This is a genomic window from Natrinema sp. H-ect4 (assembly GCF_041894845.1).
Taxonomy (GTDB): domain Archaea; phylum Halobacteriota; class Halobacteria; order Halobacteriales; family Natrialbaceae; genus Natrinema.
The window spans coordinates 106,487-126,458 of the sequence record NZ_JBHDYC010000012.1; the positions used below are offsets into that span (position 1 = coordinate 106,487).

The 19,972-nt window shown below is 64.5% G+C and carries 24 protein-coding genes and 1 tRNA gene; 11 read left to right on the forward strand and 14 right to left on the reverse strand.

Translation table 11 applies throughout. The annotated features are described in order from the left end of the window. Positions 1-3 precede the first annotated feature (3 nt). The 6 genes from ACEWFR_RS16235 to ACEWFR_RS16260 are packed head-to-tail and all read right to left on the reverse strand — an operon-like array spanning position 4 to position 4,054. Complete coding sequence (locus ACEWFR_RS16235; RefSeq protein WP_098725828.1) at positions 4-426, reverse strand: 30S ribosomal protein S19; 423 nt, start codon at positions 424-426, stop codon at positions 4-6. Further along, positions 423-1,145, reverse strand: coding sequence for a 50S ribosomal protein L2 (locus tag ACEWFR_RS16240; protein WP_098725827.1), 723 nt, complete (start codon positions 1,143-1,145; stop codon positions 423-425). The genes ACEWFR_RS16235 and ACEWFR_RS16240 overlap by 4 nt, the downstream gene beginning before the upstream one ends. A gap of 2 nt (positions 1,146-1,147) precedes the next feature. Then, positions 1,148-1,402, reverse strand: a complete 255-nt coding sequence (locus tag ACEWFR_RS16245; RefSeq protein WP_180842253.1) for a 50S ribosomal protein L23 — start codon at positions 1,400-1,402, stop codon at positions 1,148-1,150. Continuing rightward, positions 1,399-2,151 (reverse strand): 50S ribosomal protein L4, encoded by a 753-nt coding sequence (rpl4p, locus tag ACEWFR_RS16250; protein WP_098725825.1) that lies wholly within the window; start codon positions 2,149-2,151, stop codon positions 1,399-1,401. Before rpl4p ends, ACEWFR_RS16245 begins: the two co-directional genes overlap by 4 nt. Before the next feature lie 3 nt (positions 2,152-2,154). After that, entirely contained in the window at positions 2,155-3,174 is a 1,020-nt protein-coding gene (locus tag ACEWFR_RS16255; RefSeq protein WP_374062035.1) for a 50S ribosomal protein L3, read from the reverse strand. Between the two features lie 4 nt (positions 3,175-3,178). Next, the gene (locus tag ACEWFR_RS16260; protein ID WP_374062036.1) at positions 3,179-4,054 is read right to left on the reverse strand and encodes a putative RNA uridine N3 methyltransferase; all 876 of its coding nucleotides are present in this window, start codon (positions 4,052-4,054) and stop codon (positions 3,179-3,181) included. A 303-nt stretch (positions 4,055-4,357) separates the two neighbouring features. Here ACEWFR_RS16260 and ACEWFR_RS16265 point away from each other — a divergent pair. Continuing rightward, positions 4,358-4,428: transfer RNA gene (locus ACEWFR_RS16265), tRNA-Gly, on the forward strand. A gap of 249 nt (positions 4,429-4,677) precedes the next feature. Here ACEWFR_RS16265 and ACEWFR_RS16270 read toward each other — a convergent pair. The 3 genes from ACEWFR_RS16270 to ACEWFR_RS16280 all read right to left on the reverse strand — a co-directional run bounded on the left by ACEWFR_RS16270 (position 4,678) and on the right by ACEWFR_RS16280 (position 6,468). After that, positions 4,678-5,556 carry a universal stress protein gene (locus ACEWFR_RS16270; protein ID WP_374062038.1) on the reverse strand — a complete coding sequence of 293 codons (879 nt, stop codon included), beginning with the start codon at positions 5,554-5,556 and terminating at the stop codon, positions 4,678-4,680. 21 nt (positions 5,557-5,577) lie between these two features. Further along, entirely contained in the window at positions 5,578-5,856 is a 279-nt protein-coding gene (locus tag ACEWFR_RS16275; RefSeq protein WP_374062039.1) for an amphi-Trp domain-containing protein, read from the reverse strand. A 165-nt stretch (positions 5,857-6,021) separates the two neighbouring features. Continuing rightward, positions 6,022-6,468, reverse strand: a complete 447-nt coding sequence (locus ACEWFR_RS16280; RefSeq protein ID WP_374062041.1) for a DUF4112 domain-containing protein — start codon at positions 6,466-6,468, stop codon at positions 6,022-6,024. Between the two features lie 517 nt (positions 6,469-6,985). Here ACEWFR_RS16280 and ACEWFR_RS16285 point away from each other — a divergent pair. From ACEWFR_RS16285 to ACEWFR_RS16300, 4 genes are all read left to right on the forward strand, one after another. Continuing rightward, positions 6,986-7,339, forward strand: a complete 354-nt coding sequence (locus ACEWFR_RS16285) for a HalOD1 output domain-containing protein (protein WP_098725819.1) — start codon at positions 6,986-6,988, stop codon at positions 7,337-7,339. Between the two features lie 197 nt (positions 7,340-7,536). Continuing rightward, positions 7,537-7,851 carry an MTH1187 family thiamine-binding protein gene (locus ACEWFR_RS16290; RefSeq protein WP_374062042.1) on the forward strand — a complete coding sequence of 105 codons (315 nt, stop codon included), beginning with the start codon at positions 7,537-7,539 and terminating at the stop codon, positions 7,849-7,851. A gap of 113 nt (positions 7,852-7,964) precedes the next feature. Beyond that, on the forward strand, positions 7,965-8,897 hold the full coding sequence (gene mch, locus ACEWFR_RS16295) for a methenyltetrahydromethanopterin cyclohydrolase (RefSeq protein WP_374062043.1): 933 nt from the start codon (positions 7,965-7,967) through the stop codon (positions 8,895-8,897). Between the two features lie 2 nt (positions 8,898-8,899). Then, positions 8,900-9,442: a hypothetical protein gene (locus ACEWFR_RS16300; protein ID WP_374062044.1), complete on the forward strand. Its 543-nt coding sequence runs from the start codon at positions 8,900-8,902 to the stop codon at positions 9,440-9,442. Positions 9,443-9,479: 37 nt separating this feature from the next. Here ACEWFR_RS16300 and ACEWFR_RS16305 read toward each other — a convergent pair whose 3' ends face one another. From ACEWFR_RS16305 to proC, 3 genes are read right to left on the reverse strand one after another with little or no spacing between them, the layout of a single operon-like run. Then, complete coding sequence (locus tag ACEWFR_RS16305; RefSeq protein ID WP_374062045.1) at positions 9,480-10,823, reverse strand: glutamate-5-semialdehyde dehydrogenase; 1,344 nt, start codon at positions 10,821-10,823, stop codon at positions 9,480-9,482. After that, complete coding sequence (gene proB, locus ACEWFR_RS16310) at positions 10,816-11,649, reverse strand: glutamate 5-kinase (RefSeq protein ID WP_374062046.1); 834 nt, start codon at positions 11,647-11,649, stop codon at positions 10,816-10,818. Before proB ends, ACEWFR_RS16305 begins: the two co-directional genes overlap by 8 nt. Further along, the gene (gene proC / locus ACEWFR_RS16315; protein WP_374062047.1) at positions 11,642-12,427 is read right to left on the reverse strand and encodes a pyrroline-5-carboxylate reductase; all 786 of its coding nucleotides are present in this window, start codon (positions 12,425-12,427) and stop codon (positions 11,642-11,644) included. Before proC ends, proB begins: the two co-directional genes overlap by 8 nt. Positions 12,428-12,875: 448 nt before the next feature. Here proC and ACEWFR_RS16320 point away from each other — a divergent pair, with 448 nt between their 5' ends. The 3 genes from ACEWFR_RS16320 to ACEWFR_RS16330 all read left to right on the forward strand — a co-directional run bounded on the left by ACEWFR_RS16320 (position 12,876) and on the right by ACEWFR_RS16330 (position 15,859). Further along, positions 12,876-13,874 (forward strand): ABC transporter ATP-binding protein, encoded by a 999-nt coding sequence (locus ACEWFR_RS16320; RefSeq protein ID WP_374062048.1) that lies wholly within the window; start codon positions 12,876-12,878, stop codon positions 13,872-13,874. Next, the gene (locus ACEWFR_RS16325) at positions 13,867-14,655 is read left to right on the forward strand and encodes an ABC transporter permease (RefSeq protein ID WP_374062049.1); all 789 of its coding nucleotides are present in this window, start codon (positions 13,867-13,869) and stop codon (positions 14,653-14,655) included. Before ACEWFR_RS16320 ends, ACEWFR_RS16325 begins: the two co-directional genes overlap by 8 nt. Positions 14,656-14,857: 202 nt before the next feature. Further along, entirely contained in the window at positions 14,858-15,859 is a 1,002-nt protein-coding gene (locus ACEWFR_RS16330) for an arsenic resistance protein (protein WP_374062050.1), read from the forward strand. Between the two features lie 8 nt (positions 15,860-15,867). Here ACEWFR_RS16330 and ACEWFR_RS16335 read toward each other — a convergent pair whose 3' ends face one another. Then, complete coding sequence (locus tag ACEWFR_RS16335; RefSeq protein WP_374062051.1) at positions 15,868-16,539, reverse strand: helix-turn-helix domain-containing protein; 672 nt, start codon at positions 16,537-16,539, stop codon at positions 15,868-15,870. Between the two features lie 134 nt (positions 16,540-16,673). Between ACEWFR_RS16335 and ACEWFR_RS16340 the strand changes: the two genes are divergently transcribed. Further along, complete coding sequence (locus tag ACEWFR_RS16340) at positions 16,674-17,033, forward strand: hypothetical protein (protein ID WP_374062052.1); 360 nt, start codon at positions 16,674-16,676, stop codon at positions 17,031-17,033. A gap of 18 nt (positions 17,034-17,051) precedes the next feature. On the opposite strand, the gene ACEWFR_RS16345 is transcribed toward ACEWFR_RS16340, so the two are convergent. After that, entirely contained in the window at positions 17,052-17,747 is a 696-nt protein-coding gene (locus ACEWFR_RS16345; RefSeq protein WP_374062053.1) for a hypothetical protein, read from the reverse strand. Between the two features lie 246 nt (positions 17,748-17,993). On the opposite strand from ACEWFR_RS16345, the gene ACEWFR_RS16350 reads away from it, so the two are divergent. Both ACEWFR_RS16350 and ACEWFR_RS16355 read left to right on the forward strand, forming a co-directional pair. After that, positions 17,994-18,734, forward strand: a complete 741-nt coding sequence (locus ACEWFR_RS16350; RefSeq protein WP_374062054.1) for an alpha/beta fold hydrolase — start codon at positions 17,994-17,996, stop codon at positions 18,732-18,734. A gap of 258 nt (positions 18,735-18,992) precedes the next feature. Continuing rightward, positions 18,993-19,952: a TIGR00269 family protein gene (locus ACEWFR_RS16355; protein ID WP_374062055.1), complete on the forward strand. Its 960-nt coding sequence runs from the start codon at positions 18,993-18,995 to the stop codon at positions 19,950-19,952. Positions 19,953-19,972: the final 20 nt, after the last annotated feature.

Here is a 19,972-nt window from a genome sequence, read left to right on the forward strand (position 1 = left end):
GGATCACTTCAGTGGGACGAACTTGGACGATCGAGTCGCGCCGATACCGGCCTGACCGTGCTCGACGGAGGTTCGCGTTAGCTGGAACTCGCCGAGGTAGTGGCCGATCATTTCGGGTTCGACGCGAACGCGCTCGAACGACTGTCCGGTGTAGACCTCGAAGGTCAGTCCGACGAACTCCGGCAGGATCGGCATATCCCGCAGGTGCGTTCGGATCGGGTCGTTCGCCGTCTCTTCTTCGCCCTTCTCGCTGGCCTCCTCTCGGAGCTTCTCCTTCTCGACGGAGAGGCCGCGTTCGATACTTCGCCGCTGTCGTGCGGGTAACAGTTCCACAACCTCGTCGAGCTCCATCGACTGCAGCTCCTCGAGCGTGTGACCGCGGTAGGTAAACTCACCTTCGCGGCCGGTTCGGTACTCCTGACTCATTTCTTGCCACCTCGACCGGTGCTTCGGGACGCGATGTCACCGACCTTCCGTCCCGGCGGGGCGTCCCGCGAGACGGACTTGGGTTTGCCGGGGTGCTGTCGGCCGCCGCCACCGAAGGGGTGGTCGACGGCGTTCATCGCGACACCGCGGACGCGGGGCCACTTGGTGCCCCGGGACTTCATCTTGTGATACTTGTTGCCGGCCTTGACGAACGGCTTCTCCGTGCGGCCACCGCCGGCGACGACGCCGATAGTGGCGCGACACTGCGGATCGAGGCGCTTGACCTCACCGCTGGGAAGCTGGACGACCGCCGCGTTGCGGTCGTGGGTGATCAGGTCGGCATTGGTCCCCGAGGCTCGGGCGAATCGACCGCCGTCGCCCGGGTTCGATTCGACGTTACAGACCGGCACTCCTTCGGGAACCTCCGCGAGCGGGAGCGTGTTGCCGGGCTTGATCTCTGCCGTGACACCGACTGCGAGCTCCTCGCCAACAGTGATGCCTTCAGGTGCGAGGATGAGGCGCTGATCGCCATCGTCGAACTCGACGGCCGCGATCGGTGCGGAGCGGGCCGGGTCGTGTTCGATGTCGACGACCGTCCCGCGGACGATATCGTCGTCTTCCTCTTTCTTGTGCTCGAGGTCCGCCTTGTATCGGTGCGACGGGGCACGGAACGTGGAGGTCCCGCGGCCGCGTCGTTGTCCTTGAATGCGTCGTCCCATTCTCAGAACACCCCGATTCGCGAAGCGACTTCCTGTGCGTCGTCCTCCTCGGAGAGGCGGACGATCGCTTTCTTTTTACCCTTCATCGTTACCTGCGTGTTGACGTTCTCGACCGAGATCTCGAAGCGCTCTTCGACCTCGTCCCGAATCTCGGGCTTGGTCGCGTCCGGGTTGACGACAAACTGGAGCTTGTTCTCGAAGTCCATGTCGTTCATCGCCTTCTCCGTGACCAGCGGGTGTTCGATGGCCGAGCTCATCGGTCGGCCACCTCCTCGAGTGCGCTCTCGGTCCAGACGGTGAGTCGTCCCGGCTGTGCGCCGGGGGCGAGATCCTCCGCGTTGACCTCGGCGGCCGTCGTCACGTCTGCACCGGCGAGGTTCCGGGCCGCTCGCGACGGGCCGGTCTCGCTGGATGTGACGAAGAGGATCGATGTCGGCGTCTTGTACTTGCGGCCACGGGCTTTCCCCTGACCGGAGCGGACGCTGCGACCCTCGTCGGCGCGTTCGATGTCGTCCGCGAGGCCCGCTGCCTCGAGGAAGTCGACGACTTCCTGCGTCTTGTGGAGGTCCTCGAACTCGTCGTCGACGACGACGGGAGTCTCGACATCCTCGTCGAACTCGTGACCGCGCTCGGCGACGAGTTCGGCGTCGGTCGTCGCAGCGATCGCGCTGCGGACGGCCAGTTTCTTTGCTTTCGTGTTGATCGATTCGGACTGGTCCTTCTCGGCTTTCGGCGGGTGCGCCTTGCGTCCCTTGACGGCCTGGGGAACGCGGCGTGCGCGCCCCTCCTGTCGTGGAACGTGGGCCATCCCGCGGCCGCTACCGAACGATTCGGCCGGCGTTCGAAGGCCGGCGAACTCGTCGGCACCGTAGTCCTGTTTTCGGTTTGCCTGCGCGGCGCGCACGGCTCGGCCGATCAAGTCCGGGCGGTACGTGGTCTCGAAGACCGCCGGGAGCTCGACCGTGTCCGCGTCGTCGCCGTCCAGGTTTCGTACTGTTGCGTCCATGTGTTATCCCTGGTTGGATGCGGTGGAGACGTAGCGTACCTCGGGATCGAGGCGCGGCTGGTCTCCGGGTCGGATCGCCGGGCGGAAGCGTACGAGACGCTGTTGCGGCCCGGGGAGCGAGCCCTTGATCAGCGCGTGCGGTCCATCGACTTCGCCGTAGTTGACGAAGCCGCCGTCGACCGTCGCGTCTGCGCCGTCGCCGATGTCGACGAGGCGCTTGTTCAGTTCCGTCCGCTGGTGGTAGCCGGTCTGGCCCTGCTGGGGAACCGTCGACCGAACGCGGGACGGGTTCCAGGGGCCGAGGTTACCGATGCGGCGGCGCCATCCCTGCCGGGCGTGCTTGCCCTTTCGTTTCTGGACGCCCCATCGCTTGACGGGACCCTGGGTCCCTTTCCCTTTCGTGACGCCGCTCGCGTCGACGTACTCGCCGGCGCGGAACACGTCGTTCATGACGTGTTCGCCGCCGTTCTCGATCGTCTCGAGGGCGAAATCGACGCGATCGTCGACGGAGCCGCCGCCGACGCGCGTTTCCATCACGTCCGGTTTCTTCTTCGGCATCGAGGGCAGCTCCCCCGGTACCGTGTGGGTGATGACGCGAACGTCATCGACGCGACCCTCCTCGTGGAGGGAACGGAGTTCGTCCGTGGTCGCGCCGGTGTCGGTCTCGTCACCGGGAAGGTCGAGAACGCGATCGAGTTCGGGAACGAACTCGTCGGTCCAGACCTCGGTTATCGGCTTCATACCGTACGGCGTGTCTTCGTATGCTCGCAGAGCGACGGCGCGCATCGGCGGCGTCTCCACGATCGTCACGGGGACGGTCTCTTCCATCCCTTCGGTCGGCGAGTTCGCTGTATCGTCGACCATGACGACGTGGGTCATGCCGGCCTTGTAGCCCGCGAAACCCTGGAGCGTCGGCTGTCCGTCAGTGTCCGGCCACGAGTTAAAGCGTGGGACCTCGCTGGTCGCACGCTGTCGTGGGCCGAACCCGAGTGAGCCTTTGCGTGGTGTATTTGCTTGTGGCATTCTATCACTCTCTCAGTGAGAGGGGCGCGAGGGTGGCGAACAGAGCTTCTTCCGTTCGCACGACCTCGCTTCCCTGATCCGGAACCGTATTTAGCCAGAGGTCGAACCCCGGATCGGCAGTGGGTTCGACTCCGTTATCCCCGTCGACGGCTGCGTCCTGTGCAGCACCGACGGCGGATTCCTCGATTTCGAGGATAGCCGGCAGCCCTCTCTCGGGCGCGCCGAAGGCGACGGTCATCCCGTCGCGCTGAACGCGTCCGGCCAGCGTCTCGAGCCGCCCGACGGTGAGTTCTTCACCGAATCGGGAGGCCGCGATACGAACGCCGGCGTCCTCACGGCCGAGTGCTGCCCGCAGGTCCGTCTGCTCGATCGAAAGCCCCGGAAGGGGTTCATCGACGAGCTTCGCCCGGACCGGTCGTCGCGAAGAGATCCTGACGGTCACGCGCTCCCCCTCCTCGACCGCCATGTTCGGCGGTATGTTGAGGGAGATCGGGTGTTGCAGTCCGCAATTGACCCGGACGCGCCCTTCAGGTCCGACCTCGGTCACGATTCCTTGTCTTGACGACCCCGAACCGGTAGATTCGGAGCCGGTCTGTGACATGGCGCGGAGCGGCGGTAAGATGCCCGCGTACTCCAGTTCGTCCCGCATCCCCCACGCCTCGTTGCGGAGGTATGGGGGCGTTGCGGCGTACCGCAACACGATGCTGACGAACCCGCCGTCAAATCGCCCGGTTTCCCCATCCCGATCGGGATAGACGACCAGGCGATCGGCCCGGAAGATCGTCGCCGCGCGGGCGACGTATCCAAGTTTGCGAGTTGCCTCGCGTTTGTCCTCGGCTTCCCGGCAGGTTGACGACGGCACGAGTACGCTGACAGTCATACCGAAACGCTTCGACGCCGCGTCACTAGACTGTAGCGATGTATTGCGGAGAGGGTCTTAAAAGAATAGCGGATTCGATCCCGGCTGTGAACGCCTCACACCCCCGAATTCGTGCTGAACGGACACACATTCGCCCTTGATAACTTGTTGCATTCGATATGCGCGCTATCCGGAGAAAATTGCCGGATATGCGCTAGATTTATCAGTGCAATTACTCGAGAATCGGCATGCTGCGGCATGCCGAAGGCGGGTCGATTCGCAACCCTTATACATCCGTCCGGCAGTAGATATGAGTGCAGCAGGGCGCTGGTAGTGTAGTGGTATCACGTGACCTTGCCATGGTCACAACCTGGGTTCAAATCCCAGCCAGCGCATTTTTCGATGAACAACAACGACGAGCGTAGCGTGGCGCTACGCGCCACGGAATAGTGAACGGCGAAGCCGTGAGCGGAGCGAGGAGTCTGTTCATCGAAAAATCGTTCTGGATTTGAACGAGAGAAGTCGCAGCCTGTGAGCGAACGAAGTGAGCGAGCAGGACCGTCTTCGCGTTGTTCAAATCTCAGCCAGCGCCTTCTCCAACGACCAATTCCGGAGCACCGATCGCGTCGGCTCGAGCCGAGTCGCTACTGCTCCGATGCAGTCGAGCGAACCGTCAGCATGGGGACCGGTGACGTTCGTACGAGGCGCTCGGTGACGCTCCCCAGAAGGTATCGCTCGAGACCCGTCCGCCCGTGCGTGCCGACGGCGACGAGATCGACGTCGTGATCCTCGATGTACGAGCGGATCGCTCGAGGAATCGACGGGCCGTATTCGACTGTCTCGGTCACCGACCCGACGCCAGCGTCGGTTGCGAACGCCGACGCGTCCTCGAGGATGTCGGTTGCGGTATCCTCGATCATCGTCGCCTGGATATCGCTCCGAACGTCGACGCCGAGACTCGTAGTCTCGATCGCCGACAGGAGGTGCAACGTTGCACCGTCCGCGTTCGCGATATCGGTTCCGACCTCGAGCGCGTCCCTCGCACAGTCGCTCCCGTCGGTCGGAACCAGGACGTTCCGATACGGATAGGTGACCGAGTCGTCGGTCGGCCTGATCGTCAGGACGGGGACATCGGCTCGCCTGACGACGCGTTCGGTCGTACTCCCCAGCAGAAATCGCTCGAGGCCCCGGCGTCCGTGGGTCGGCATGACAATGAGATCGACGTCGCGCGAGTTCGCATAGTCGACGATCGTGCTGTAGGGCTCGCCCTGGCGGACTTCAGTAACGACAGCTACTCCGCGCTCCTGTGCCCGATCAGCGGCATCTCGAACGATCCGCTCGCCGTCTCGTTCGAGGACGTCAACGACATCACCTTGCATCCTGACGACGGTATCCTTCGTCGTATTCGCGACGTTGAGGATGTGAACCGTCGAATCGTGGGCGGTCGCGATATCCAGGAGGTGGTCGAGCGCGTTCGATGCACCCTGGCTCCCGTCGGTCGGAAAGAGGATCTGCGGGAACATAACAGGCTGTCTGAACTCGGGTTACTCTCGAACGTCGAGCGTTCCCTCGTCGGCCGTGCGGGCGTCGCGCCACCAGACGAGTTCGAATTCGATGCTCTGTTTGGCTTCGGTGTCTCCCTCTGACCAGTCGGATTCGCCCTCAAGTTTGAACGTGACCGGCTCCGTCGGGTTCAGGTCGACCGCAGCGCCACCGAGTTCGAGCGTTACATCGTCACCGCTATCGAGTTGATCGGCCAGGTTTCGAAGGTATCGAGCGATTTCCGCACGTGACTGTTCCGCTTCGGTTTCGAGTTCACCCATGCGAACCAACACATCGAAGACGGGTATAAACGGAGGGGGGACTGCCCACGATGGGAGAGGTTCGGTGCGACGGGTTCGATTCGCTCGGACGGATTGCGTTATGGATTCCCGGCGCAACAGCGACTGTCCTTCGGGTGGGCCGTCGCCGACTGACAGCGGTCCGTCTCAGTCGATGAGTACCGATTCCGGTTCGTCCGTCGAGTCGTCGCTCGCCTCCGCCAGATCCGTGAGGGCCAGTTTCAGGTTCCACTTGTTGGCCTTCCAGAAGGCGTCGAAGATAACGCCGAGGAGGGGGACGGAGCCGATAACGGCGTCGATGCCGACGTTCGCGAGCATCCGAGCGAGCGTCGACCGGGAGACGCCCATTCGAGCGGATTCAGCCACGAGATACAGCGAGACGACCGCTGCTGCGGTATCGCCGGCCCCTGGGAGGATCCCGACGATCGGGTCGAGCCCGATCTTGAAGTCCGTCCCCGGGACCCGGACCCCTTCATCGAGGGCGTGCGCGACGACGCGCATCCGCTCGATCGCCGCCTCATCAACGGCGGCGGGGAGGTCATCGCGAAGTTCCTCGAGTTCCGAGCTGAAATCGTCCGTTGAACCGGTTGCCATATTGTCGAATTGGGTGCGTGTGTGGATAAGCCCGCGGGCGGCCGTGGCAAGCGGTTCGCAGATCGGTCAGTCGCCATCGCCATCCGAATCAGTCCGAGCGTCTCTTGGCCTTCACAACCGGTTGGAGCGCTCGATCCAGTACACACGAATCACGTCTGTAGGGGTCGACTATCGAAGCCCCCCGTTCGAACGACCACGTCTACTGGCAAGTGCGACGAAGCGGCCCGTCACGCGGCGGTCGGGGAAGCACGATCGCCGCGACGGGAACTGTACTGTGGAGTGAGGGCTCGAGTTTGACCGGAAATAATCGATTGTCGTTGCAAAAGCTCGTATTGTCGCGAGTGTCATCGCTGTGACGCTGGCGATGAGACGCGCAACCAGCCGCTGTCAGTGGTATTTGATGTATTATACTAATTGAGGATGGTATCTCACATATACATACTATTGTCGGCGACGAGTGGCTTTTATACTATGAGTAACTACAGTCTAATACACGATTGAACGATCAGATATAGCAATGCAAACTGAACTCTCACCCGCAGACGGCACGGACGACCTCCAGTACGACCAGCCCAACGACCGCTACGTCTTCCACCACGACGTCGACGGCACCGCCACCATCACCACCACGATCGTCCACGCGCTCGCATCGATCGCGGACACCGACGTCTCGCAGGGGGAATTCTCCCTGTACGATAGCGTCGACCCGGACGCGCTCGACCGTATCTTCAGCCAGAAAGCGGACGGCTCCGATCGTGCGGGCGGCCACGTCGCGTTCACCGCCCTCGAGCACGAGGTGTACGTCTATGCGAACGGCGACGTCATCATCTACCCGCCCGCGGAGACGCCCCGGACGCCGACCACGAACTGACCGCCGTCAGTCACTGCCCCGATCCCGATCCCGATCCCGATCCTGGTCCCGGGCCCACTGGTCGTTTTTCTCCGCTCACACTGCCGACCGACCGTGAGCACCGCATCCGTTGGGCGCTCACGAGCAGTTGACGGAAACCCGGTGAGATGATCCGTCGAACGCGGTATTTAGGTTCCGCCCGGCTATCAGTGGTCCGTATGACGGTAGTTGCACTACTGAGCGTCGCACCAGTGATCGAGGACAGCATGGCCGGCGAGGTCGCGAAGGCCGTCGACGCCCTCGAGGCGTACGACGTCACCTACGAGACGAACCCGATGGGAACGGTGATCGAAGCCGAGACGACGGACGAACTCTTCGCGGCCGCGCAGGCGGCTCACGACGCCGTCGATGCCGACCGCGTGAGCACGGTCCTGAAAATCGACGACAAACGGACGCGGGACGTCGACGCCGCGGCAAAGGTCTCGGCCGTCGAAGAACGGCTCGGACGACCGGCCCGAAATCGCGAGATGTGAGACGAGGCCGTCTGTCGGAACCGCAAGCGAGGCGCGGAACAGGGCAGTCCTGTCAGACACCGGTCAGACACGAACTGACAAACGGTTTTACTACGGAGGGTGAATTCGGTGCCATGGAAAGTCTCAATCGAATGGCGATCGAGTTGGTCGACGAGGCCCTCGACTACGCCGAGGAGTTGAATATCGGGGGCTACGACCTCGAGAACGAATCGACGGTACTCGACTTCGGCCTCGAGTTCGACGGCGGTATCGAGGCCGGGCTCCTGTTGACCGAAATTCAGACGGCGGGGATGGCGACGCCGAGCTACGAACTCGGCGAACTCGGCGACGCGTCGATCCCCTTCGTCGAGCTATCGACGGATCAGCCGGCGCTCTCGTTGCTGTGTTCCCAGAAGGCGGGCTGGGAAGTGCTGACCGAGGACTTCGAGGGGCTCGGTAGCGGTCCCGCTCGGGCGCTGGTGGCCGAAGAGGAGGAGTTCCGCCGAATCGGCTACACCGACGCATTCGACCTGACGGCGCTGGCCATCGAGACGGATACGGATCCGACCGAATCCGTGGCCGAGCACGTCGCCGAGCGCGCCGAGGTCGAGACGAGCAGCGTGTTCCTGCTGGCCTATCCGACCGCGAGTCTCGTGGGTAGCATTACGAACGCGGCCCGCGCGGCCGAACTCGCGACGTTCCGGCTCTCGGAGCTCGGATACGATCCCCTCGACATCGTCTCTGCGACGGGGCGCGCACCGGTCGCACCCGTCGCGGACGACGAGCGAACGGCCATCGCGCGGACGAACGACGCGATCGCTTACGGCGGGCGCGCACATCTCACGGTCCGTGAGGACGCCGATATCTTCGACTCGGTGCCCTCGAGCGCCGCCGAGGATCACGGCCGGCCGCTCGGCGAGGTCTTCGACGACCTCGAGTGGGACTTCTCGGAGGTCCCGTCGGATCTCTTCGCGCCCGCGACGGTGACGATCGACGTGATCGGCGGGCCGACGTACGTCCACGGCGAAACGGACGAGGACCTGCTCGTCGACTCCTTCGACCTGTAGCCGTGCGGTTCAAGCCGGTCCCCGAACCGCCCGCGGATCTCGACGCGGTCGAGACAGTCCGCCGCACCCTCCCCGCGGCCGCCGGCGACGCCGACGACTGCTGTCAACTCCTCGTCGACGAGACGCCCCTCGAAACGCGCGACAAGGCGGCGACGTGGCTCACCTTCCTGCGCGCGCTCGAGCTCGCGACCGAGGAGCCGGCGGGCTTTCGCCGCCGTGATCCAGGCTCGAGTGCGGAGACCGATTCGGACACCCCATCAGCGCTCGAGCCCGACCGGCTCCGTCGCGCGTTTCGGAAGCGGGTGGACGGAGCCGACGCAGTGCTTTCAGTGCTCGAACGAACCGACGGCTCACTGACTGCCGCCGAAGTTGTCGCGGCGATCCGTAAAGCGCGACGACAGTCCGACAAAGGTGGACGACGCTCGAACGCCACCGAGGGAAATCGGCGCGAACGGATCGAACGGCTGCTCGAGTGGGCCGTCCTGTTCGAGGCGGCAGAACGAGACGGGGAAGGCAGCTATCGGTTCGCGCCCTCGCGCGGGTAGGCGTGAGAAAAAGCGATAGATTCGTCGGCGGGCGGACCTATTCGTCGGAGAGGCGACCGGGAGACCACTCGCCGTCGAACTCCTGGTGCGTGAACGGTTTGGCGTCCTCGCCGGCGTAGGTGGCGACGAGTTGGCCGTCGCCCTCGAGGTGGTACTTGTAGGTGGTCAGTCCCTCGAGACCGACGGGGCCGCGGGCGTGGATCTTGCCCGTGCTGATGCCGACTTCGGCACCGAGACCGAACCGGTAGCCGTCGGCGAAGCGGGTCGAGGCGTTGTGGAAGACGCTCGCGGAGTCGAGACTCCGCATGAAGGTGCTCGCGCGCTCTTCGTCCTCGGTCACGATCGACTCCGTGTGCTTCGAGCCGTGGGTGGTGATGTGATCGATCGCGGCCTCGAGCGAGTCGATGACCCGGATCGAGACGATGAGATCGCCGTACTCGGTGTCCCAGTCCGCGTCGGTCGCGGCCTCGACGTCGACGATCTCGCGGGTGCGCTCGTCGCCGCGGATCTCGACGTCGGCGGTCTCGTAGCGGTCCGCGATCGCGGGAAGGAACTCCGCGGCGATATCGTCGTGGACCAGCAAGGTCTCGACGGCGTTGCAGACCGCGGGATACTGGACCTTCGCGTCGTAGGCGATCTCTTCGGCCATCGAGAGATCCGCCGCGTCGTCGACGTAGACGTGGCAAATGCCCTCCGTGTGGCCCAGCACTGGGATGCTCGTGTTGTCCTGGATGTAGCTCACGAAAGCGGAACTTCCCCGGGGCATGAGGAGGTCGATCGCGTCGTCCATCTCGAGCAGGGCGTCGACGTCCTCGCGGGCCTCGACGTGCTGTGCCCAGCCGTCGGGGATGTCGGCATCCGCCGACGCCGCGGCTTCTTCGATGATCTCGAAGAGGATTCGATTCGAGTGCAGGGCCTCGCTTCCGCCCTTCAGAATGACCGCGTTCCCTGATCTGAGTGCGAGCGCGGCGATCTGGACGAGCGCGTCGGGACGTGACTCGAAGACGGTCCCGACGACGCCGATCGGGACGGCGACCTTGTACAGTTCGAGGTCCTCGTCGAGTTCTCTGGCCGAGAGCGTCTTCCCGAGCGGGTCGTCCTGTCCGGCGACGCTGCGGACCATATCCGCGATACTCTCGATCTTCGATTCCGAGAGCTTCAGTCGGTCGACGAGGGCCTGCGTGTACTCGCCCTCCTCGAGCAGCCGCTCGCCTTCGTTGACGTCCCGCTCGTTTTCCGCGAGGATCTCGTCGGTTCGCGCTTCGATCGCGTCGGCGATCTCGTGAAGCGCCCCGCTCCGCTCCGCGTCGGACAGTTTCGCGAGCTCGAGGGCCGCGGTCTGTGCCTCGTCGACGTCTCGTTCGATGTCGGTCTCAGTCATCGCGCACACCGTTGATGGGGAGGAATAGGGTCCCCACGGGCTTGGCAGTAGCGATCTTTGTGAGGATGTCGGGCTCGGTTGACTTCGCGATGACGGCCGGAATTCCGTGCTCGCTGACGTCGCGCGCGCCCTCGACTTTCGTCTGGATGCCGCCGAACTCGTCGGACGTGCTCTCGGAGATAATCTCCTGGACCGTGTCGTAGTTGGTGCCGACCGCTTCGATGCGTTCGGCATCGGGGTCGTGCTTCGGGTTGCCGGTGTAGACGCCGCCAACATCGGTCAAGGTGACGAGCAGGTCAGCATCGATCCCGATCGTCGTCGCCGCCGAGAGCATGTCGTTGTCACCGATCCGGATCTCCTCGGTCGCGACCGCGTCGTTCTCGTTGATGATCGGAACGACGCCCCACTCGAGCAGCGTCTCGATCGTGTTCCGGAGGTTCGTGAACCGCTCCGGGTTCTCGAGGTCGTGTTGGGTCAGCAGTAGCTGGGCGACCTTCCGGTCGTAGCGCGCGAAGCTCTCGGTGTATCGGTGCATGAGGTGGCTCTGCCCGACGGTCGACAGCGCCTGGGACTCCTCGACGGTGCCGGTCGACGCCCCGACCCGGCCCGTACCGGCCCCGATCGCGCCCGACGAGACGAGGATGACCTCCTTGTCACGGGAGAGGAGGTCCTCGAGGTCGTCGACGAGCTTGTCGAGTTTCTCGTCGTCGAGATTGGAATCCGCGTCGGTCAGGGAGTTCGTCCCCGCCTTGACGATCACGCGATCCGCGTCGGCCGCGAGCTGTCGCGCCGCCGCGACGGCCCCTTCCTCGAGTTCGCTACTCATCGTCCTCATTGGCGAATTCGCTCGCCAGTTCCGCCGAGCGTTCTTCGGCCGCCGTCACCGCTGCGGCGACGTCGGCGTCGGCGTCGCTGTCCCAGAGGACTTCCATCCCTTCGATCGTCGTCCCGTTGGGCGAACAGACGGCGTCGATCAGTTCCTCGACGTTCCGGTCCGACCGGAGGACGGTCTCGGCGGCCCCCTTGAACGTCTGGGCGGCCAGCGTCTCGGCGTCGTCGGACTCGAGGCCGCCCTCGACGCCCGCGTCCGCCATCGCCTGAATGAGATAGAAGACGAAGGCCGGGCCGCTCCCGTTGACGGCGGTCGCAATGTCCATCTTCGACTCGTCGATTTCGGCGAACTCGCCGACGTCGTCGAGCAGTTCTCGCACCTCATCGGTGACGCCCTCGCGAGTCACGGCAGCGGCCATATCTCCCGTTTCGGCCGCGAGGTTCGGCATGATCCGAACGACGTTCGCGTCGGTCCGCGCGTCGACATAGTCGGTGGAGACGCCCGCGGCGATAGAGACGAGGGTTTGCTCCGGCGAGAGATCCAACTCCTCGAGAACTGCGCCGACGATATCCGGTTTGACCGCGACGATCACGACGTCGGCCTCGGCCGCCTCCGAAACGTCCGACGTCGTTCGATCGACGTAGTCGGCGACCGACTCGAGTGCGTCGGGATCGAGATCACACGCTGTCACCGTGTGATTCCCGGCCCGCCAGAGCCCCTTGATCAGGGCGCTCCCCATGTTGCCACAACCGATAACGCTCGTCTGTACCATCTTATCTAGGGTGTGGAGCCGAGGCGGACATACCAACTTTGGTTTCGATCGGCCACCGCGGACTCGATCTCAGGGGTCGGTAACGGTGTGACTGGAGCAGTTTCGGTAACGGTGTGAACGGAGCAGTTTCGGTAACGGTGTGAACGGAGCAGTCGGGTCTGATGGAGATGACGAGACGACGCGTCTGCGAGGACTTCAGTCTCAGCGACAGCGCACGCCACTGCATATCTGTCGGTCGATCCGAGTGACACGGCGGTCGTCTCTCTCGATCGGCGCGCGTATTCGCTCGAGGACGTTCCCGACGTGATGGACCGACTCGGCGAGTACGAGACGATGGGGATCCCGGTCTGCACCGAGTTCTGAGCCGGGCGATCTCACTCGAGTCGTCTCATCCGAGACGCGCGACCGGCCTGTAGATACATACGAACGGCTCTCGAACCGAGACGGTATGGCCGCAATCGAACTCGAGGGACTCACGAAGGACTACGGGGAGGTGCTCGCCAACGACGGTGTGACGTTCGACGTCGAGCGGGGGGAGATCTTCGGCTACCTCGGCCCGAACGGCGCGGGGAAGACGACGACGATCCGGACCCTGCTGGGGTTCATTTCGCCGACCGCCGGTTCGGCGCAGCTGCTGGGTCGCGACATTACCGACGAGGGGGACCTCCTCGAGGCCAAGCGGCGACTCGGCTACCTCCCCGACAGCCCGGCGTTCGACGAGACGGCGACGGGGCGCGAAATACTCGACCTGCACGCGTCGATCAAGGGCGACGAGCGCAGCGGGGAGCTACTTGAGCTGTTCCAGCCGCCGCTTGACCGGCTGGTACGGGAGTACTCTCGGGGGAACGTCCAGAAACTGGGGCTCGTGACGACGTTCATGCACGATCCCGATCTAGTGATCTTAGACGAGCCGACGAGCGGGTTAGATCCCCTGTTACAACAGCGGTTTGCGAAGTTCATCCGCGCTGAACGAGAGCGCGGGCTCACGGTGTTTTTCTCCTCACACATCCTGAGCGAGGTGCGAAAGCTGTGCGACCGCGTCGGCGTCATTCGGAACGGGCGGCTCGTGACCGTCGAACCGGTGGAATCGCTCCTCGACAGGAGCGGCAAGTTCGTCCGCCTGCACGCCGCGGAGTCGATCCCGACTCGCGCCCTCGAGATCGACGGCGTCCACGGCCTCGAGTCCGAGCGCGGTGCCGGGTCGAGCGCCGGATCGAGCGACGGGACCGAATACGCGTTCACGTTCACCGGCGATATCAATACCCTGCTCGAGCGACTTCGTGAATACCGACTGCTCGATTGCACGATCGAGGAAGCGCCCCTCGAGGAGGTTTTCATGCGGTTTTACGGCGACGAGGGGACGGACGCCGGCTCAGCTGCTGGCGATCGAGTCCCCGCCGGTACCGGCGCGGCGGACGACGGTGTCGGGGGTGACGGCGATGTTTGAACTGACACGGTACGACGGTCGTCATCGGGTTCGCGGGGGAATCTATCTCTCGATCGGGTTGTCCCTGCTCGCCGCGATGGTCATCTGGGTGTACCCATCCTTCGAGGCCGAGGTCGATCTCGATCAGCTGCTGGCCGCCTATCCGGAGCCGGTCCTGCAGGTGATGGGCGTCCAGACGATGGCGAGTCTGGGCGGCTTCCTCTCGTTCGAACTCTACACGTTCGGGTGGATCATCCTGCTCGGCCTCTATCTGGCCTACGCCACGGCGGGGGCGATCGCCGACGATGTCGATCGCGGTCGCATGGACGTCCTGTTGTCGATGCCGATCTCTCGATCTCGAGTGGTCGCCGAGCGCTTCGCCGCGATGACCGTTCCGATCGTCGGCGCGAACGTGCTGCCACCGATCGTCGTCTACGTCGGCGCGCGACTGATCGACCACCCCCTCGCCGCCGCGGACGTGCTCGCGGTCCACCTGCTTTCGATCCCCTATCTGTTCGCCTGCGCCGGGATCGGCCTGCTCGCGTCGGTCGTCTTCGACCGGGCCGCGATCGCCCAGCGGGTGGCCCTCGGCGTTACCTTTGCGCTGTTCCTGTCGGAGTCGCTGTTGTCCGGGACCGACGCCGAAGCCGTCGGGGCAATCGCACCCATGCGCTACTACGATCCGAACGCGGTCCTGCTCGAGGGGACCTACGACCTCGCCGGTGCGGGGGTTCTCGTCGCCATGACTCTCGGCCTCCTGATCGCGGCCCAACTCTGGTTCAGCCGGAGCGACATTCCGTGAGACTCGCGAATCGATCTCGCGGCCCGATTCACGCCTCGGCGTTCCGACTTCCGTCTCGCACCCTCGATCCACTCCTCGATTCACGTCTTGGCAGCCCGGTTCACTCGAGCGACATAGCCGTGCCGCGTCATCGACCGAGTTCGACCCGGCTGAGCGGACTCTGCCGATGCGCTATTACGATCCGTCCACCAACGGTCGGATGATGCGTTCCACCGAGTGGTTGCAGCGCCACCAGATTCTCGTCTACACGGTCGCGGTCGCACTCGCCGTCGGAATCGGTGTGGGGCGGCCGTCGACTGCGCCGCTCTTCGAGCGGCTCATCACCCCCGTTCTGGCGGTGTTGCTGTACGCGACCTTCCTCGAGATCCCGTTCGGCCGATTTCGCGATGGGTTCACCAACGGTCGGTTCATGGCCGGCGCACTCGGGCTGAACTTCCTCGTCGTCCCGGTCGTCGTCTACGGGCTCACCCGGTTTCTCCCGCAGGAGCCGGTGATTCTCGTCGGCGCGTTCATGGTGCTGTTGACGCCCTGTATCGACTACGTGATCCCGTTTACGGAGCTCGCCGACGGGGACGCCGAGCAGCTCACCGTCGCGACGCCGGCGCTCTTGCTCCTGCAGTTGCTCCTCCTGCCGCTCTACCTCTGGCTGTTCATGGGGGGTCGAATCGCGACAGTCGTCGATCCCGAGCCGTTCCTCGAGGCGTTCCTCTTTCTCATCGCCCTGCCGCTGACACTCGCGTGGCTCACCGAACTGGGTGCGACGCGCTCGGGGATCGCTCGCGGATGGCAGTCGGCGATGGGATGGCTTCCCGTCCCGATGATGGGGGCGACCCTGCTGGTCGTGATCGCCTCACAGCTCCCCCGCGTGCAGGATTCGATCGGGCAGATCGCGGCGGTCGTCCCGGTGTACGTCGCGTTCCTCGTCGTCATGCCGATCGTCGGCCGAGTCGCGGCCGGCGTGCTCCGACTGGAAACCGGTGAAAGCCGCGCGCTCGTCTTCACCGCCGTGACGCGGAACTCGCTGGTCGTGTTACCGCTGGCGCTTGCGCTCCCGGCGGGCTACGAGCTGGCACCGGCGGTCGTCGTCACGCAGACGCTCGTGGAACTGATGGGCATGGTCGTCCTCACTCGAGCGGTGCCGGCGTGGCTCGTCCCGGAATCCCCTGACGCGATTTCGGTCCCCGGTATCGCACCGGACGAATGACTCGCGCGTTACGGCGACCGGCCGTCCGGGTACACCGTGTGCTCGATGAGCGTCTCGACGCCGCGCCGGAACCGTTCCGAGGTCGCGTTCGGCGAGATGTCGAGTCGCTCGCCGAGCTCGGCGAGCGAACACGACCGCGGGATGTCGAGGTAGCCCGCGTCGACGGCGGCGACGAGCGTCTCGCGCTGTCGGTCCGTTATCCCGTACTGCAAGCGAGAGTCGGCGGTGAGCTCGCGCCCATCGTGCAACTGCTGGAGTTCGACACCGATGTCCCGATCAACGAAGAAGGCGTGAAACCGCTCGAGCGCCTCGTCACTTGGGAACGCGGCGCGAAAGCACCATCCCTCGTGCGTCGCGGTCACCTCCCGTAAGACACTGGCTTCTTCGATCACAGTCGGATAGACGCTCGCCTGCTCCCCGTCGTCCGTCAACTCGAGTTGGTAGAGGCGGCGGTCGCCGAACTCGACCACCTGCAAGGGGGGTTTGACGGTCGGATCGGCCTCGAGGCCCGCGTCGAACGCAGCCATCTCATCGTCGCCGTCGACCCAGACGAGCATCTGGTGAGTCTCGTCTCTGGTAATATCTGACTGTTCCCACGTCACTTTCGTATTCGGAGCGCGCGACAGCGTCTCTCGGAGAATAGGGTAGTCGATCACGAGCGTCGCAAGTAGCATTGCCATGAGATATCACTGATACGTGTCAGTAGCGCTTCTCAGTTTCGGCCCGGATCCTGACGAACGATCGTGACCGTCGTAAAAAGGCCGTGAATACTTACGCCTCGCCCCTATCCGATGGGACCGGTACTTGGGAGGTAATGACTGACCAAGACGGAGCGGAGAGCGAGGACCCCGCCCCGATCGATTCGTCTTTTACCGCGTTGAGTAATCCGTACCGTCGGTCCCTCTGTCGGTACGCGATGCGGACGGAGACGGAGCGCGTTTCGTCCGAGGAGCTCGTCGACTACGTCGTCGAACGAGCGCCGGAGCCGGTCGCGGCGGACGCCGACCGGCAAACCGTCGCGTTGGAACTCCATCACGTCCATCTGCCGAAGCTGGCCAACGCCGGACTGATCGAGTACGATCGGCAAAATGACGTCGTTCACGTCGATCGCGCGACGATCGCGGACCGCCTCGAGCGGGCCCGTGACACGATCTCAGACTTACAGGACGCGTAAGGTATCGGGACGACGACGTCAGACCACGTCGCCGCGTACCGTCACGCCGTCCTGTTGCTCGCGCCAAGTGTGGAGCTCTCGGGCCGCCGCTTCGGACTCGTCGCCGTCCAGCCCGAGCATCTCGAGCGCCGCGGAGAGCGTCGGCAGGGCGAGCTCGCTCTCGCGAAGCTTCCGGAACGCCTCCTCGCTTCTGGTGCCGTCGGCCCAGAGACAGACGCCGCGGGGATCGAGCAACTGCGTGTAATCATCGCGCAACTGCGCCCCGCGAAGCCGCTGGGTCACGTTGTCCTCGAACGACGAGTTACAGACCTCGAGGTGGATCGGCTCGTCGTCCCCGAGGAGGTGGGCCGCGAGACACTGCTCGGGGGCGGCGTGACCGTTGGCGTTGGCTCGCAGGTGCTGGGGGTACTCGCGGGCCCAGTCGGCCCGGACGGTCTTGCCGACGCCCTCGATGCCATGGGAGTCCCGAAACCGGGTCTCGAGATCCGAACCGTCACCGTCGCCGTCCGCGCTCGAGGCCGATGGCTCGCTGTCGTCGCGCAGGAGGATGTCCTTCGTCACGTAGACGTCCAGTCGCTCGACGGGATCGAGGCCGAGCGCCACGTCGCCGAGGGCCCACACCTCGCGAACGGGCACCGGCATCCGCTCGTCTTCGACGGCGTCGACCAGCCCCTCGAGACGGTCGACCGCGCGCTCCCGTTCGAATCCACTCATTACGCGATTCTGGGGTCTCGAGTCGCAAAACGGTTTCCCGTTCGCGCCTCGGTTAGGCCGGAAAGCGGTTGAACCCAATCTCAGAGAGACGGGCGCGCACTGACTCGAGCATGTCCCACTTCTTGCAGGGATTGCCGAAAGCCGTTTGCAAACGCTGCGCACGTGTTCGACCGTTGGATCCGACGCTACCGGCACCACTTGTGTCACGCAAGCAGATTTTTACCGTCTCCCGGCGAACGAAACCCCATGCGACATCGGATCTTCAACGAGGACGGCGACGAAGAACTCGTCTTCGTCATGGGCTGGGGCAACCGCTGGACCCACGAGAACGTGAGCTGGCTCGTCGGGCAGTTGACCGAGGCCGGCTATCGGGTCCACGCGTTCGAACTCCCCACGAACATCGACGACTTCAAAGCCGACTGGCTCGAGCCCGTCGCCGAGTACGTCCGCGACCTCGAGGAGTATCAGCTACTCGGTCACAGCGCGGGTGCGCTCGTCGCACAGGCCCTAGACGGCGCGGACAACCACGTCTACCTGGGTCCGTGGTGGGGGTACGGCGAAGGGTTCCCAGAGCCGCTGCTCGAGGCGGTGGCGAAACTGCCGACCACGTTCCCGTGTCTCCCCGTCGGCGACATGGATCGAGCGGCGCTCGGCTCGAAGGCCACCGACCACCAGATCGCGACGACCCCGTCGTGGGTCTCCCCGGCGTTCGTTCGGGAAACCCGCCGCGCGCAGGATGAACTGCTGACGATCGATCACGACGCCGTCGTCTTCTGTTCGCTGCGGGATCCGGTCGTCAGCCTCCGGGCGATCGGCGAGCGCGTTCCCGCCGAACACGTCGTCCTGTACGACGGCGGCCACGAACTGTTCTCGTCCGGGAGCCGCGAGCGACACGTCGACACGCTGCTGGCGGCGCTCGAGGACGGTGCCGAGGCCGTCGAGGAACCCGAGGACGCAGCCGAGGAACGACCGCAGGTTTCCGCCTGAGCGAGCGGACCAACTGGAACGGTTTCCGCACCGATCGAACGGTCCGCGGTTCGGAGAGCAACGTGAGCGAAAATCGCACCCCCGCCGTGCTCGCGTGTGCACTGCCGATTAGGGGCTACGATACTGACCGCGGTCCCGATTACTCGAGGCCGTCAGGGTAACGTATCGCAGGCGGCGCGGTCGTAATACATCGTCGCGGACGCCCCGGCACCTCGCCAGACGAAACCGTGATTGGCGGGGGACGACAACGCCCTGCTAATGGACTGTAACCGGTGCAACGAGGAGGCGATCATGCACGCCGCGTACTCCGGAGCCCACCTCTGTCCGGACCACTTCCGCGAGTCGGTCGAAAAGCGGGTACGTCGCCGGATCCGACGGGACGATCTCGTCCCCCACGATATAACGCCGGAGAACCCACAGACCTGGGTGATCGGCCTCTCCGGCGGGAAGGACAGCGTCGTTCTCACGCAGATCCTCCACGACACGTTCGCCGAGGACCCCCGCATCGAACTCGTCGGCCTGACGATTCACGAGGGGATCGAGGGCTACCGCGACAAGTCGGTCGAGGCCTGCGTCGAACTCAGCGAGGAGCTGGGAATCCGCCACGAACTCGTCAGCTACGAGGAGGAGTTCGGCGTCCAAATGGACGACGTCGTCGAAGACGACCCCGAAAACATGGCCCCCTGTGCCTACTGCGGCGTCTTCCGGCGAGACCTCCTCTCGGAGTACGCCGAAGCGCTCGAGGCCGACCTCCTCCTGACGGGCCACAATCTCGACGACGAGGCCCAGACCGCGCTGATGAACGTCCTCGAGGGCGACGTCGAACAGATGGCGAAACACTTCGACGCCAGCCTCGGCCCGCTGTCCGACCGCGAGGAACAGGATGAGTTCGTCCCCCGCGCGAAGCCGCTTCGGGACGTCCCCGAGAAAGAAGTCGCTCTCTACGCCCACGTCAACGACCTCCCGGCTCACATCACCGAGTGCCCCCACGCCAGCGAGGCATACCGGGGGGAGATCCAGCAACTCGTCTACGACCTCGAGGAGAACCACCCCGGAACCCGGCACTCGATCCTCTCGGGATACGAGGAACTGGCGGAAATCGCCGCCGAAAAGTACGCTGGCGACGACGGTGCCGACCTGCAGGAGTGCGTCGAGTGTGGGTCGACGACGACCCGAGAGGTCTGTCGAAAGTGTTCGTTACTCGAGTCGCTCGCCTGATCCAGTACGTTCGAAAGCCT